Source organism: Streptomyces sp. NBC_00490, from assembly GCF_036013645.1.
GTDB classification, from domain to species: domain Bacteria; phylum Actinomycetota; class Actinomycetes; order Streptomycetales; family Streptomycetaceae; genus Streptomyces; species Streptomyces canus_F.
Genome location: NZ_CP107869.1, coordinates 452773 through 467321 on the forward strand (window position 1 = coordinate 452773; position 14549 = coordinate 467321).

Here is a 14549-nt window from a genome sequence, read left to right on the forward strand (position 1 = left end):
CGGCCCCTGCCCGTCGTGTCGGGCCCTGGATGAACCTGGCTGTGGAGAAGCACGGAGCCGCCCTGGACAAGGAGGACCGTCATGACCGCCACCACAGCCTCGGCCGTGCTCGACCGGGACGGACTGGACGCGCTGGTCGCGGCCCTGGTGGCGCGGGGCCGGACGGTGATCGGGCCCACCGTCCGGGACGGGGCGATCGTGCTCGCCGAGCTGGCCTCGGCGGACGACCTTCCCTTCGGCTGGGGCGTTGAACTCGATGCCGGGCGATATCGGCTGGTCCGCCGTGACGACGGGGCCGCCTTCGCCCACAGTGCCGGTCCGCAGTCCTGGAAGTCCTTCCTGCACCCGTCGCGGGAGCGCCTGTGGAGCGCCGACCGGACGCCGGAGGGCGACGTGTCGTTCACCGCCGACGAGTCCCAGCCGCCCGCGTACGCCTTCCTCGGCGTGCGGCCCTGCGATCTGCGGGCCATCGCGATCCAGGACCGGGTCCTGACCGGCGGGCGGTACGCGGACACCGGGTACGGCAGCCGCCGCGGCAAGGCGCTTCTGATCGCCGCCGAGTGCACCGAGCCCGGCGCCACCTGCTTCTGCGTCTCCACCGGCGGAGGTCCCGCCGCCGACGCCGGGTACGACCTGGCGCTCACCGAGGTGGACGGGCACTTCCTCGTGCGGGTCGGCAGCGAGGAGGGCGCCGAGCTGCTGGACCAGGTGCCTCACCACACCGCCGGCCCCGACAGCGAGTCGGCCGCCCGTGCCGCCGTCGACGCGGCCCGGGACCGTATGGGGCGCTCACTGCCCCCGGTCGACCTGCGGGACCTGATGGGCGCGAGCCTCGACGCCGAACGCTGGGACGATGTCGCCTCCCGCTGTCTGACCTGCGGCAACTGCACGATGGTCTGCCCGACCTGCTTCTGCACCACCACGGAGGAGGTCACCGATCTCACCGGTGACCACACCGAGCGGTGGCAGCACTGGGACTCCTGCTTCGACCTGGACTTCTCGTATCTGCACGGCGGACCGGTCCGCTCCTCCGCCCGCGGCCGCTACCGGCAGTGGCTCACCCACAAACTCTCCACCTGGCACGACCAGTTCGACACGTCCGGATGCGTCGGCTGCGGGCGCTGCATCGCCTGGTGCCCGGCCGGCATCGACATCACCGAGGAAGTCGCCGCGCTGGACGCCGAACACACCGCACGCGGAACGGAGACGGACTGATGGCTCCCTCGATGGCCCTGCGCATGAACCACGCCCTGCCCTCCGACCACCGCGAGCGGCTGCTGCACATGGCCCGCGAGGTCCGGTTCCCGCAGGGCAGCCGGCTGTTCGAGGAGGGCGGCCACGCGAACCGCTTCTGGATCGTGCGGGACGGCACCGCAGCCCTCGACCTGCATGTGCCCGGCCGACGCGCCCCGGTCGTGGAGACGCTCGGCACCGGTGACCTCGTCGGCTGGTCCTGGCTGTACGAGCCGTACGTCTGGCAGCTGGGCGCCGAGACCGTGACCCCGCTGCGCGCCTACGAGTTCGACGCGGTGGCCGTGCGGCTGGCCTGTCTCGACGACGCCGAGTTCGGCCGCGCGGTCGAGCACTGGGTCGGCCGGGTGCTCTCCCACCGGCTGCAGGCGGCGCGGACCCGGCTGCTGGACCTGTATGGCCCCTACGGCAGCGAGGGCGGTGCGCGATGACGGACGTACCGGTGCCCTACCGCGTGGTCGCCCGCCGGCCGGAGACCGCGGACACGGTGACACTGCGCCTCGAAGCGGCCGGTGCGCCGCTCGAGGACTTCGCACCCGGGCAGTTCGCAATGGTGCACTGCTTCGGGCGCGGCGAGATCCCCGTCTCGGTCAGCTCCGTGCAGGCCACCGGCGGGCTCGCGCACACGATCCGCGCGGTCGGCGCCGTCTCGGCGGGGCTGTGCGAACTGCAGGCCGGCCAGACGGTCGGCGTGCGCGGGCCGTTCGGCACCGGCTGGGAGCTGGAGCGGGCGCGCGGGCGGGACGTGGTGGTGGTCGCGGGCGGCATCGGACTCGCCCCGCTGCGGCCGCTGATCCTGGGCGCACTGGCCGAACCCGCGGCCTACGGCCGCGTCAATGTGCTCGTCGGTGCCCGCACCCCGGCCGACCTCATCGCCCGCAAAGACATCGACAGCTGGACCACCGCCTTCACCGGTGTGACCGTCGACCGGCCCGACGACGGGTGGCGCGGGGACGTCGGGCTGGTCACCTCCCTGCTGGACCGGGCCGCGTTCACCCCGGCCGACACCTGGGCGTTCGTCTGCGGACCCGAGCCGATGATCCGCGCCACGGCACGCGACCTGGCCTTCCGCGGCGTGCCCCGCGAGCGGATCCGCGTCTCGCTGGAGCGCAACATGCGCTGTGCGACCGGGCACTGCGGGCACTGCCAGCTCGGGCCGGTGCTCCTGTGCCAGGCCGGTCCGGTCGTGCACTGGGACCGGGCCGAACCCCTGCTGTCCGTGAGGGAGTTGTGATGGGACCCACGCTCGCCGTGTTCAAGCTGGCCTCCTGTGACGGCTGCCAGCTCACCCTGCTGGACTGTGAGGACGAACTCCTGGCCCTGGCGGCCGAGGTGGACATCTCGCACTTCCTGGAGGCATCCAGCGCGGTGGCGTCCGGCCCGTACGACCTGTCCCTGGTCGAGGGCTCGGTCACCACGGCCGAGGACGCCGAACGGGTCCGCGCGATCCGTGCCGCCTCCCGCCACTTGGTGACGATCGGGGCGTGCGCGACCGCGGGCGGTATACAGGCCCTGAGGAACTTCGCGGACGTCGACGAGTACCGGCGCGTGGTCTACGCACACCCCGAGTACATCTCGACGCTCGCCACCTCCACTCCCGTATCGGCTCATGTGGACGTCGACTTCGAACTGCGCGGCTGCCCGATCGACCGCCGGCAGCTCATCGAGGTGATCACCGCGTTCCTGGCCGGCCGCAAACCGGACGTGCCGAACCACAGCGTGTGCTTCGAGTGCAAGCGGCGCGGCACGGTCTGCGTCACCGTCGCCCACGGCACGCCCTGCCTGGGCCCGGTCACGCACGCCGGATGCGGAGCGCTGTGCCCGGCCTACCAGCGTGGATGCTTCGGCTGCTTCGGCCCGTCCGGTTCGGTGAACCTGCCCGCGCTGATCCCGCTGCTGCGCCGCGACGGACTCGACGAGGACGCCACGGTGCGGTTCCTGCACACCTTCAACGCACAGGCCTTCGAAGAGGAGTGGGAGAAGTGACGCACCGCGGATCCCGTGTGCTGCACGTCGGCTCGCTGTCCCGGGTCGAGGGTGAGGGCGCGCTGCGCCTGCGCGTCCACGACGGCACGGTCACCGAGGCGCGGCTGGAGATCTACGAGCCGCCGCGTTTCTTCGAGGCCTTCCTGCGTGGGCGTTCGTACACCGAGCCGCCCGACATCACGGCCCGGGTGTGCGGGATCTGCCCGGTGGCCTACCAGATGAGCGCCTGCGCGGCGATCGAGGACGCGTGCGGAGTGAGCGTCGATCCGGTGATCCGTGAGCTGCGCCGGCTGCTGTACTGCGGCGAGTGGATCGAGAGCCAGGCCCTGCACATCTATCTGCTGCACGCGCCGGACTTCCTGGGCCGGGCGAGCGCGATCGAATTGGCCCGCACGCACCGGGCGGAGGTGGAACGGGGACTGAGGCTGAAGAAGGCGGGCAACTCGCTGATGGAGCTGCTCGGCGGGCGCGCCGTGCACCCCGTGAACGTCCGTCTGGGAGGCTTCCACCGGGCACCCACCCGCGACGAACTCCGGCCTCTGCATGAGGAGTTGAAGCAGGCGCTCGACGACGCGTGGGACACGGTGCGCTGGGTCGCGGACTTCGAGTTCCCGGACGCGTGCGTCGAGGCCGATCTGCTGGCGCTGGCCGAGCCGGACACGTACGCCATCGAACGCGGGACGCCGACCGTGCTGCGCACCGACGGGACCGTGACCTCTTTCCCGGTGCGGGACTTCACCGCGCATGTGGCCGAGACTCATGTGCCGCACTCCACCGCGCTGCACTCCCGGCTGGACGGTCGGCTGCATCTCACCGGCTCGCTCGCGCGGTTCGCGATCAGCGGGGCGCGGCTGTCGCCCGTGGCGCTGCAGGCGGCCGTGGCGGCGGGCCTGGGCGATCCGCGGGCGGGGGCTGTGTGCCGCAATCCGTTCCGGTCGATCCTGGTGCGGGCGGTGGAGACCGTGTACGCCGTCGGCGAGGCGCTGCGGATCATCGAGGCGTACGCACCTCCGGCCCGCCCCTATACAGAGGTGCCGCCGGTCGCGGGTGTCGGGCACGGCGCCACCGAGGCGCCCCGCGGAGTGCTGTACCACCGCTACGAGCTCGACGCCGGCGGCCTCGTCACCGACGCGCTGCTGGTGCCGCCCACCGCGCAGAACCAGGGCGCGATCGAGGACGACCTGCGACGCCTGGCCCAGCGGGCCATCCGGGAGAACGACCCGGACGACGACGAGTTGACGGCGCTGTGCGAACGGGCGATCCGCAACCACGACCCGTGCATCTCCTGCTCCACCCATTTCCTCGACCTGACCGTCGTCCGTACGTCAGGAGCCGCATCAGGAGGCTGTGATGTCTGAATCCCCGTACACCGTGAGCGATGTGATGACGCACACCGTCGTCGCCGTCGGCAGCGAGGCACCGTTCAAGGAGATCGTCGAGCTGCTCGACCAGTGGAAGGTCAGCGCCGTGCCGGTGCTGGCCGGTGAGGGCCGGGTCGTCGGGGTGGTCTCCGAGGCCGACCTGCTGCCCAAGGAGGAGGTGCGCGACAGCGACGCCGTCGAGTTCGCCGAGCGCGCCAAGGCGGGTGCGGTGACCGCGGGCGAGCTGATGAGCGCCCCGGCCGTGACCGTGCATGCCGACGCCACGGTCGCCGAGGCCGCCCGGATCATGGCCCACCGCCACGTCAAGCGGCTGCCCGTCGTCGACCGGATCGGGATCCTGCAGGGCGTGGTCAGCCGCAGCGATCTGCTGAAGGTGTTCCTGCGATCCGACGCGGAGATCGCCGGGGAGATCCGGCACAGCGTCCTGAACCGGCTGCCGGTCACCACCCCGCTGACGGTCGAGGTGAGCGAGGGCGTGGTCACGCTGGGCGGTTCGCTGCCCGAACGCGGCCTCGAGCCCGTGCTCGCCCGCGCCATGCGGGCCGTGGAAGGGGTGGTCGACGTGCGGGTGGAGCTGACGCACCGGTGAAGTACCTCGACGAGTACCGCGACCCCACGCTCGCCCGGCGTCTGCTGGAGGAGCTGCGGGAGGCCGCCACTCAGCCCTGGCGGATCATGGAGGTGTGCGGAGGCCAGACCCACACCCTGGTCCGCCAGGGCATCGACGAGCTGCTGCCCGCCGGGATGCGGATGATCCACGGACCGGGCTGCCCGGTCTGTGTGACCCCGCTGGAGACCCTGGACCGGGCCATGGCCGTCGCCGCCCGGCCGGGTGTGATCCTGACAAGCTTCGGCGACATGCTGCGCGTGCCCGGCACCGACACCGATGCTCTCGCTGCGTGCACGGGGCGCGGACGTACGGGTGGTCTACGCCCCGATGGACGCCGTACGGCTGGCCGCCCGGCACCCCGACCGGGAGGTCGTCTTCCTCGCGGTCGGCTTCGAGACCACCGCACCCGCCAACGCCACCGCGGTCCTGTACGCCGCCCGCCTCGGGCTGACGAACTTCTCCATGCTGGTCAGCCATGTTCTGGTGCCGCCCGCGATGACCGCGCTCCTCGAAGACCCGGACTGCGCGGTGCAGGCGTTCCTGGCGGCCGGGCACGTGTGCGCGGTGATGGGCTGGCGGGAGTACGAACCGATCGCCGCCCGGTACCGGGTGCCGATCGTGGTGACCGGGTTCGAGCCGCTGGATCTGCTGGAGGGCATCCTGATGGCCGTACGGCAGCTGGAATCGGGCCGGTTCGAGGTGGAGAACCAGTATGTGCGGGCCGTACGCCGGTCCGGGAACACCGCCGCGCAGAACACGGTCCGCGAGGTGTTCCGGGTCACCGACCGTGCCTGGCGCGGGATCGGGGCGCTGCCCGACAGTGGGCTCGAACTGGCTGAGAAGTACCGGGAGTTCGACGCGACCCGGCGCTTCGACGTCGGCGGACTGTGTCCGGTCGAGGACGCCGAGTGCATCGCCGGCGCCATCCTGACCGGGGCGAAGCTGCCTACCGACTGCGCCGCGTACGGCACGCGTTGCACACCCCGCCATCCCCTCGGAGCGCCCATGGTGTCATCGGAAGGCACCTGTGCCGCCTTCCACCAGGCCGGGCGCACCCCCGCTTCCACAAGGAGCCCGACATGACCGTCGAGTGCCCCACCCCGAACCACGAGGACGAGGTCGTGCTCCTTGGCCATGGCGCCGGCGGCCGGCTCACCGCCGAGCTGCTCGACGACCTGGTCCTGCCCGCCCTCGGCGGCGCCCCGGGCCCGATGGAGGACGCGGCGCTCCTGCCGGGCCACCGGGAACTGGTGATGAGCACCGACAGCTTCGTCGTCAGCCCGCTGTTCTTCCCCGGCGGGGACATCGGGTCCCTCGCCGTTCACGGCACGGTCAACGACCTCGCCATGCGCGGTGCGTGGCCGCTGGCCCTGTCCGTCTCCCTCATCGTGGAGGAAGGGCTGCCGCTGGCCGAACTCCGCACGATCCTTGGCTCGTTGGGGAAGGCCGCGCAGTCCGCGGGGGTGCCCGTGGTCACCGGGGACACCAAGGTCGTGGGCCGGGGCGCGGCCGACAGGCTCTTCGTCAACACCACCGGCATCGGACGGCGGCACGGCTCGCTGCAGCCGTCCGCCGCCCTGGCCCGCTCCGGTGACGCGGTGCTGCTGTCCGGGCCGGTCGGGCTGCACGGCACGAGCGTGCTCAGCACGCGTGAAGGCCTCGGCTTCGAGAGCGACATCGCCTCCGACACCCGCCCCCTGCACCGGCTGGTGCGTGCCCTGGCGCCCATCGGCGCCGACGTCCACGTTCTGCGCGACCCGACCCGGGGCGGTCTCGCGGCCGCCCTCAACGAGATCGCGCGGGACTCGTCGGTCGCCGTCGAGATCGAGGAGAGCGCGGTGCCCGTGCCCGAGGCGGTCGCCTCGGCCTGTGATCTGCTCGGCCTGGATCCGCTGGTCGTCGCCAACGAGGGCTGTCTGGTCGCGTTCGTCGCCGGCGATGCGGCCGAGGAGGCACTGGCCGCGATGCGTTCGGCCGAGGAAGGGGCGCAAGCGGTGCGGATCGGTGAGGTACTGCCCAACGGGCCTCGGGGTCGGGTCACGCTGCGCACGCTGGTGGGGGCTCGGCGCATCGTGGACATGCCGCTCGGGGAGCAACTGCCCCGGATCTGCTGACGTCCACCACGCATGCGTCCGCCGCCCGGAGTGCCCTCTCCGGACGGCGGACTGGTCACGGCACACTCCTGCTCAGCCGTGACGCACCTTGATGGTCGTGGTTCCTGTCTTCGTCTCGGGCAGCGGGACGGTGATGGTCAGGACGCCGTCCTTGTAGTCGGCGCTCGCCTCGTCCCCCTTTGCGCCGGCCGGCAGCCGGACGGAGCGGGCGAAGGTGCCGTAGCGGAACTCCGTGCGGTACTTCTCCTTGGTCTCCTCACCACGCTCGGCGCGCAGGGTCAGCACGCCCTCGTCGACCGTGATCTCGACATCCTTCGCGGGGTCGATGCCCGGGAGTTCGGCCCGCAGCACGTACGTTCCGTCCGTCAGGTGCTCCTCGACCCGTATGCCGTGCAGCCCGGGGATGCCGTGCGTCCCGGGGAAGCCCGCCTCGACCCAGCCGAACAGGTCGGGCAGCGTCGGCCAGCCCGGCAGCCGCTCGATCATGCCCGCCATGTCTGCCTCCTTCGACGGCGTGTCCTTGTCTTCATTTCCAGCCTCCTCCTGCCGGCCGGGGGTGCCGAGTGCCGTTCGGCCCGACCCCTGAGCCGGTCGGGCCCTGGCGTGCCGGGCCGGCGTCGTCTCACCCTGGTCAGCCGGTCTTGCGTCCCGGCTGTGGGCCGAATCCGGCCCATTCCTTGTCCCACTCCGCGAGTCGGCGCCGCTCCAGCCATGCGCGGCCACCCCAGCCGACGAGCACCACCGCAGCGCCCGCGAGCACGGCGGCCACCGTGCCCAGCACAGCACCATGCAGCTCGGCCTGCTCCGCGGTCGAGGGCTCCGGCACCAGATGGTCCTCGGTGTCCAGCCACACCTCGGCCGGGCTCCCGGCCCTGCTTCCGGGATCTACCCGGGCCACGTCTGTGTGGGCCTTGCCGTCCCGGCCGGTCCAACGCACGGTGGCCCAGGCCCGGTCCCCGTCGCCGCCCTCGGTCACGGACTGCTCCGCGTTCTCGGTGAGTACGGCCGGCACGGAGTGGCGCTGGGCCCGCAGGCCGTTGATGTCCCGCTCGGCCGCTGGAGCGGTCACCACGCCCACGACCGCGGCCGCCGCCACGGCGAGCGTCCAGGTCGCGAGCAGCAGCCAGGCCTCGACGAGGTAGCTGCGGCGGCGGAGCGGACTGGGCCTGAGGCGCCACCCCAGGCGTCGGGTTCCGGTCATGGTCACCACCGGTCCAGCAGTTCGATGGGCGCGCGCCGGGGTGTGCTCGCCATCCGGGCGGCGCGACCCAGGCGCAGAACCACCTGCGGGTACAGGCCACCCATGAGGTCCGTCCGCATCTTTGCCCTTAGCGCGGGCAGTTCGAGGGGTTGCGTGTGGAAGGCCGCCATGACGTCACGGCTCGCCGCACGCAGCAGGACGCGCTGGAGCGCCTGCCCCGAGCGCAGCCAGTCCTGACGGCTGTCGTACCGGCTGGACAGCACGGCCATCGTGCCCGTCCGCGGGGACCAGCGCTGCGGTCGGCGGACGTAATACCAGGAAAGGCCGAGGTAGTCGCGGCCGGCCAGCAACGTGCCGTCGGGGTGATGACGGCAGAGTTCGCGGGGTACTCCGTGCGGTCCGACACAACGCGCCAGCTCGGCGACGTGGCCGGAATCCGCACGATGGGCGTCCTCCGCCGTGCGCACCAGGTGCGCCAACCTCCGGAGTCCCTCCGGCTCGTCGACGACCCGGAGGATGGCACCCTCGGCCTGGGCGTCGTCGCGCAGATCGTCGAGGAGCGTGCCGGGCACCGGGACCGGCCCGAAGGGACCGCGGTGAGTGTGCCGGCGGGGCAACGCCCGGGCCAGCAGCGCCTCGTCGGGCTCGGCCTGGGCGTGCGACGCATAGCCCACATGGGCCAGGTAGGCGGTGTTCCCGGGCTCGGGCAGCAGGTCGACGACCGGCCGGAAGCCCAGCAGCCGCACGGCGAGCCGCGCGTTGAACAGCGCCGCCCCGCAGGCGATGACCGCCTCCCGGCCACCCGGATCGGTCAGCATCATCCGCCGCGCGTCGTCCAGGTGCACCTCGAAGCCATGGTCGTGGCCCTCCTCGACGAAGGACCACGGCTGGCTGTTGTGCGGCGAGGGCGCCAAGGAGGCGGCGCGGGCCAGGTGGAGAGCCGCGCGGCCGGCGCTGTCGTAGGTCAGGGACATGCATCCGCCCTTCGTGAGTTCCCGGCCCGCAGGACTCCCCCGGCCTGCGGGGTCAGTGCTTCTCGTCGGCCACGAGTTCGTCGGCGATCTGTCGCGCCCACTGCTCGATCCGGTCGAAGTCCCGGAAGTCACCCCCCTTTCCGTTGCGCACGATCATCCGGGCGACCCAGCCCTTCGCGCCCTCCTCCAGGCAGCCACCGAAGGTGATGTGTCCCCGCGCGTCGAGCCGGGTGATGGCCTTCTGCACACCGGGCACCGGCGGGATGTCCCGTTCCGAGGCCGAGGCGTCGAGCGGGCCGCTGCTGAACAGCCACAGCGGGAGCCCGGCGAGTTCGCCGCCGTGCCGCCGGACGAAACGGCGGGCGTCCTTGTGCCAGCGTCCGGCGTACAGTCCGCCGCCGAGCACTACAGCGTCGTACGGCGTCACGCGGGCGACGGCCCCGGCGGGCAGTGCCTCGGCGGTGAAACCCTCCTTGCGCAGCACCGCGGCCACGGCCTCGGCGATCCGCGCGGTCGATCCGTTCGTCGTCCCATAGGCGACCAAGACCTTGCCGGTCATGGCGATCCGCCTCCTCTTCTGTCAGATCCTGCGCAGCCAGTCGTCGGCGACACCGTGCAGGGCGTTGTCGTCGGGCCTGAGGTTCGAGTCGTCGAGTCGGTGGGTGAGCTTGTCGACGACGGCGACGACACCGTCCATCTGCCGGGTCATGGAGACCGCGATCTCCGTCTCGCTCTTGCGTTCCATCTGACCGGAGAGGACCACCACGCCCTCCGTCACGGCGACGTCGATGCCGCGCGGCGGCAGCCACAGGGCGCGGACCAATACCTCGTCGATCACCTCGGCGCGGATCTCCGCGTCGGGCCGCAGGAACACCTGGAGCAGGTCTCGACGGGTCACGATGCCGACCAGCCGCTGCTCCTCGTCCAGGACGGGCAGCCGTTCGATGTGGTGCCGGGCCATGGTGCGGGCGGCCTCGACGATGGTGGCGTCGGCGGGCACCGTGATCGGCGGCTGGGACATCAGCTGTCCTGCCGTGCGGGCCCTGGCCTTGGCGGCACGCCGCCGGCCCGCACGGGTCAGCGTGGCGAGACGGAAGCGCTTCTTCGGCTCGTACGGGTCCGGCGTCTGGGCCTGCCGGAGCAGCAGGTCGGTCTCGGAGAGGACGCCGATGACCTTCTCGTCCTCGTCGACCACGGGCAGCCCGCTGATGCGGTGATCGCCCAGCAGCCGGGCCACCTCCTTGAACGTGGTGCCGTAGGTGGCACGGACGACCTCCGTGGTCATCACGGAGCCGACCTTGTTGTGCTTCATGGTTGTCCCTCCTCAGCGGAGTCGGCGCAGATACGGATCCTGGGGCCTGCGGGGCAGCAGGCGTACGCGCGCATCGAGCACGGTGACTCCGCCCGGTGTCGCGAGAACGGGGTTGAAGTCGGCCTCCGCCAGCTGTGGCAGGTCGCTCGCCATGCGGGAGAGCCGCAGCAGGAGCTGTTCGAGCCCTTCCAGGTCGACGGGCGCGGTGCCGTGTGCCCCGAACAGGAGCGGGGCACAGCGCGGAGCCGTGATCAGGTCGTGTACGTCGTGGTCGGTGAGCGGCGCGAGGCGGGCGGCGTGGTCGGCGAGGACCTCGGTGGCGGTGCCACCGAGTCCGAACAGGACGAGCGGGCCGAAGACCTGGTCCTGGACGACGCCGGCGAACAGCTCGGTGCCGCGGGCGGCGAGCGGCTGGATCACCACGCCCTCCAGCAGTCCGGCGAACCGGGTCTCCAGGTCCCGGAAGGCGGCCCGCACTTGGGCCTCGCCCCGCAGGTCGAGGTGGACGGCGTGCTCGGCGCTCTTGTGCAGCAGCCCTGTCCAGTGGCCCTTCATGACCACCCGTCCGTCGGCTCCGCGCAGCCGCTCGGCGGCCAGCACGGCACCGTCCTCGGTGTCGGCCCAGGCCCACGCCACCTGGGGGATGCCGTAGCAGCCGAGGAGCTCGGCGCACTCGCGCGGGGTGAGCCAGCCGCCGTCCGGGTGCGTGTCGAGGTACGCCTCGACGACGGCGTGGGCGCGGTCCGCCTCGACGCCGTCGAGGTCGGGCACCGTCCCGGCGGGCCGGGCGAGCCAGGCCGCCCGGCGGGCCGCGTGGGCCAACGCCCGTGCGGCTGCCTGAGGTTCGGCGTACGACGGGACGGTGGCGCCCTTCGCTGCGGGCAACAGCTCGACGGGCAGACCCTGTTCGAGCCGTACCGCAGCGACCGGCTTGACGCGCCGGCCGGGAGCGCGGGTAAGGGCGCGGACGAGGTCGTCGCCGGTGGCCGCGGTGACCGCGGTCGGGACGAGCGCCACGAGGACGGCATCGACACCGCCGTACCGCATGATCCGGTCCAGGCAGTCGGTGAGTTGCTCCTCGGTGACGGCGGCGGTGGCGTCGACGGGGTTGCCGACGGCGGCTCCGTCCGGAAGCACGGCGAGCAGGTCGTCGATCAGTTCCGGCGTGGGTGCCGGGAGCTGGAGTCCGGCCTCGGCGCAGGCGTCGGCGGCGAGGACTCCGGCTCCGCCCGCGTTGGTGACGATCGCGACGCGGGGGCCGGCGGGCAGGGGCTGGGAGTGCATCAGGGCGGCCGTCTCCAAAAGCTCGCCGATCGAGCGGGCGGCGGTGATGCCCGCCTGGGTGAACAGCGCGCCGCGGGTCATGGTGCGGGTTGCGGCGGCCGCGGTGTGCGAGGCGGCGGCACGCCGGCCGGCTTCGGTGCGCCCGGCGTCGACGGTGAGCACCGGCATCCGGCGGGTCACCCGGCGGGCGGTGCGGGAGAAGGCCCGCGGGCTGCCGAAGGACTCCAGGTGCAGCAGGGCGAGGTCGGTGCGGCCGTCGCTCTCCCACCACTGGAGCATGTCGTTGCCGCTCACGTCGTACTTGTCGCCGAGGGAGACAAAGGAGGAGATGCCGATGCCCAGGCGGGACATCCCGTCCAGCAGGGCGATGCCGACCCCACCGGACTGCACGGCGACACCTGCGGTGCCGGGGCGGGGGTGGGCGGCGGCGAAGGTGGCGTCGAGGCCGTACTGCGGGTCGGTGTTGGAGATTCCGAGGCAGTTGGGTCCGACCAGGCGCATGCCGTGGGCGCGGCAGGCGGCGAGCAGGTCCCGTGCCTGGTCGGCGTCGAGTCCCGCGGTGACGACGAGAAGGGCACGGACGCCCGCCTTGCCGCATTCCTCGGCGGTCCCGGGGACCGCGGCGGCCGGGACGGCGAGGACGGCGAGGTCGGGGGTGACCGGCAGGGCACTGACCGAGGGGTGGGACGGCACGCCGAGGATCGCGTGCGCGGCGGGGTTCACTGCGAACAGGCGTCCGGTGTAACCGCCCGCGTGCAGCTGGTGCAGGATCGCCCTGCCCACCGAGCCGGGCTTGCGTCCCGCGCCGACGACGGCGACCGACTTCGGCCGCAGCAGCGGCTCCATGCTGGCGACATCGGCGCCGCGGCCGCGTTCCTCGACGGCCGTCAGGTAGGTGTCGCTCGTGTCAAGGTCGATGGTGCAGCGCACCTCCGGCCCTTCGAACTCACGGGCCGTACGCAGGCCGAGGTCGGAAAAGAGTCGCAGCACCTCGTGGTTCTCGCTCAGGGCATCGGCGACGAACGCGGTGACACCCTCAGCGCGGGCGGCGGATACGAGGTGCTCGACGAGAAGGGTGCCGACGCCTCGGTGGTGCAGTCCGTCAGCGACGGCGATGGAGATCTCGGCGGTGTCCCCGACGCCCTCGGTGTCGTATTCGGCGAGGCCGACCAGCCGGCCCTCCGTCTCGGCCAGTAGGGCCAGGTATCCAGGGTGTCGCGGGGCACAGGCCCGGTCGGCGGCCGAGGCGGCCGACCTGGGGCTCGCGGAGAAGAACCGCAGCCGCAGGTGCTCCGGGGACATCTCCTCGTACAGCCCCTGCACCTGGTCGTGGTCCGCCCGCCGCACCGGACGGATGCACACGGTGGTGCCGTCCGCGAGCAGGGCGTGGACCGTGGGCCGGCTGAGTGTGTCGTCCGTCATCGCGGTTCTCCTCCAGGTTGTCTCTGCACTTAGAGCGTCCAGCGGAGCGGGCCGTGGCCCCATGGGCTGTCCGGGCGGGACGGGTGGGCCGGTCGGCCCTGCCGGGCGAGCCCGCGTCTCACGCCCGCTGCGGAACGACGGCCACCGGACAGCTGGCGTGGTGCAGTGCCGCGTGTGTGACGCGACCCAGCTGGAGCCCCAGGTGCCCGTTGCGGCGCTTGGCACCCACGACCAGGAGGTCGGCACCCTGTGCGGCCTCGACCAGCACCCGGCGGGGGTGGCCCTCGACGGTGCGGCGCTCGACCTTCACGTCCGGCGGGGCATTGTGCAGGGCCTGCGTGAGCGCCTCCTCGGCCTGCTCCCGGTGCAGCCGTGCGGGGGCGTCGGCCAGCAGCGGATGGTCGGTGGTCTCGTGCGCGGGGCACCGCCAGGCCCGTACGGCTTCCAGTACGGCACCCCGTCGTCGGGCCTCCTCGAAGGCGAAGCGCACCGCCGCCGAGTCCTTGGCGTCCTCGCCGACGCCCACGACGACCCGTCCGCCGCCGGGGGGCGTCGCCCGCTTGTCGTGGTTGCCGCGGAGCACGATCACCGGGCAGTCTGCGTGAGCAGCCACGGAAAGGCTGACCGAGCCCAGCAGCATTTCGGCGAGACCGCTGCGGCCCCGGGAGCCCACCACCAGCGCGGACGCCTGTCGGGCCTCGCGCACCAGGGTGTACTCGGGCTCCTCGAACACCACGTCGGCGGTCACCTTCAGGCCGGGGTGCCGGGCTCGTGCCCGGTCCGCGGCGGCGCCGACCAGATCCTGGGGCAGTGCGCGCACCTCGGGCGTGCCGAGTTCGTGGGCGAGGGCGGCGCCCTCGTAGCGCTCCCACAGACAGGCGTACACCAGCCGCAGCGGCACCCCGCGCACCACGGCCTCGTCGGCCGCCCAGTCCACGGCGCGCAGGCTCGGCTCGGAGCCGTCGACGCCGACGACCAGTGGCCGTTGTTCCATCGTCCTCATGGTCCTTCTC

At 72.6% G+C, this 14549-nt stretch carries 14 protein-coding genes and 1 pseudogene; 8 read left to right on the top strand and 7 right to left on the bottom strand.

Annotated elements, in window-relative coordinates:
* Window positions 1-81: 81 nt before the first annotated feature.
* The 8 genes and pseudogenes from OG381_RS01835 to hypE all read left to right on the top strand — a co-directional run bounded on the left by OG381_RS01835 (window position 82) and on the right by hypE (window position 7343).
* The gene (locus OG381_RS01835) at window positions 82-1215 is read left to right on the top strand and encodes a 4Fe-4S dicluster domain-containing protein (RefSeq protein WP_327714290.1); all 1134 of its coding nucleotides are present in this window, start codon (window positions 82-84) and stop codon (window positions 1213-1215) included.
* Window positions 1215-1682, top strand: coding sequence for a cyclic nucleotide-binding domain-containing protein (locus OG381_RS01840; protein WP_327714291.1), 468 nt, complete (start codon window positions 1215-1217; stop codon window positions 1680-1682). The genes OG381_RS01835 and OG381_RS01840 overlap by 1 nt, the downstream gene beginning before the upstream one ends.
* Window positions 1679-2485 (top strand): FAD/NAD(P)-binding protein, encoded by an 807-nt coding sequence (locus OG381_RS01845; RefSeq protein WP_327714292.1) that lies wholly within the window; start codon window positions 1679-1681, stop codon window positions 2483-2485. The genes OG381_RS01840 and OG381_RS01845 overlap by 4 nt, the downstream gene beginning before the upstream one ends.
* Window positions 2485-3237, top strand: coding sequence for an oxidoreductase (locus OG381_RS01850; RefSeq protein ID WP_327714293.1), 753 nt, complete (start codon window positions 2485-2487; stop codon window positions 3235-3237). Before OG381_RS01845 ends, OG381_RS01850 begins: the two co-directional genes overlap by 1 nt.
* Window positions 3234-4595, top strand: a complete 1362-nt coding sequence (locus tag OG381_RS01855; RefSeq protein ID WP_327714294.1) for a Ni/Fe hydrogenase subunit alpha — start codon at window positions 3234-3236, stop codon at window positions 4593-4595. Before OG381_RS01850 ends, OG381_RS01855 begins: the two co-directional genes overlap by 4 nt.
* Window positions 4588-5208 (top strand): CBS domain-containing protein, encoded by a 621-nt coding sequence (locus tag OG381_RS01860; protein ID WP_327714295.1) that lies wholly within the window; start codon window positions 4588-4590, stop codon window positions 5206-5208. Before OG381_RS01855 ends, OG381_RS01860 begins: the two co-directional genes overlap by 8 nt.
* A pseudogene (gene hypD, locus OG381_RS01865) lies at window positions 5205-6312 on the top strand (hydrogenase formation protein HypD). The gene OG381_RS01860 and the pseudogene hypD overlap by 4 nt, the downstream one beginning before the upstream one ends.
* A complete protein-coding gene (gene hypE / locus OG381_RS01870) occupies window positions 6309-7343 on the top strand; it encodes a hydrogenase expression/formation protein HypE (protein WP_327714296.1) in 1035 nt (344 codons plus the stop codon). The pseudogene hypD and the gene hypE overlap by 4 nt, the downstream one beginning before the upstream one ends.
* A 72-nt stretch (window positions 7344-7415) precedes the next feature.
* On the opposite strand, the gene OG381_RS01875 is transcribed toward hypE, so the two are convergent.
* From OG381_RS01875 to OG381_RS01905, 7 genes are all read right to left on the bottom strand, one after another.
* A complete protein-coding gene (locus OG381_RS01875) occupies window positions 7416-7838 on the bottom strand; it encodes an Hsp20/alpha crystallin family protein (RefSeq protein WP_327714297.1) in 423 nt (140 codons plus the stop codon).
* Between the two features lie 136 nt (window positions 7839-7974).
* Window positions 7975-8544: an Rv1733c family protein gene (locus OG381_RS01880; RefSeq protein WP_327714298.1), complete on the bottom strand. Its 570-nt coding sequence runs from the start codon at window positions 8542-8544 to the stop codon at window positions 7975-7977.
* Between the two features lie 2 nt (window positions 8545-8546).
* Window positions 8547-9518: an Acg family FMN-binding oxidoreductase gene (locus tag OG381_RS01885; protein WP_327714299.1), complete on the bottom strand. Its 972-nt coding sequence runs from the start codon at window positions 9516-9518 to the stop codon at window positions 8547-8549.
* A gap of 52 nt (window positions 9519-9570) precedes the next feature.
* Entirely contained in the window at window positions 9571-10077 is a 507-nt protein-coding gene (locus OG381_RS01890) for a flavodoxin domain-containing protein (protein ID WP_327714300.1), read from the bottom strand.
* A 21-nt stretch (window positions 10078-10098) separates the two neighbouring features.
* The gene (locus OG381_RS01895; RefSeq protein WP_327714301.1) at window positions 10099-10830 is read right to left on the bottom strand and encodes a CBS domain-containing protein; all 732 of its coding nucleotides are present in this window, start codon (window positions 10828-10830) and stop codon (window positions 10099-10101) included.
* A 12-nt stretch (window positions 10831-10842) separates the two neighbouring features.
* The gene (locus OG381_RS01900) at window positions 10843-13536 is read right to left on the bottom strand and encodes a bifunctional acetate--CoA ligase family protein/GNAT family N-acetyltransferase (protein ID WP_327714302.1); all 2694 of its coding nucleotides are present in this window, start codon (window positions 13534-13536) and stop codon (window positions 10843-10845) included.
* Window positions 13537-13654: 118 nt separating this feature from the next.
* Window positions 13655-14539, bottom strand: a complete 885-nt coding sequence (locus OG381_RS01905) for a universal stress protein (protein ID WP_443061857.1) — start codon at window positions 14537-14539, stop codon at window positions 13655-13657.
* Between the last annotated feature and the right edge of the window lie 10 nt (window positions 14540-14549).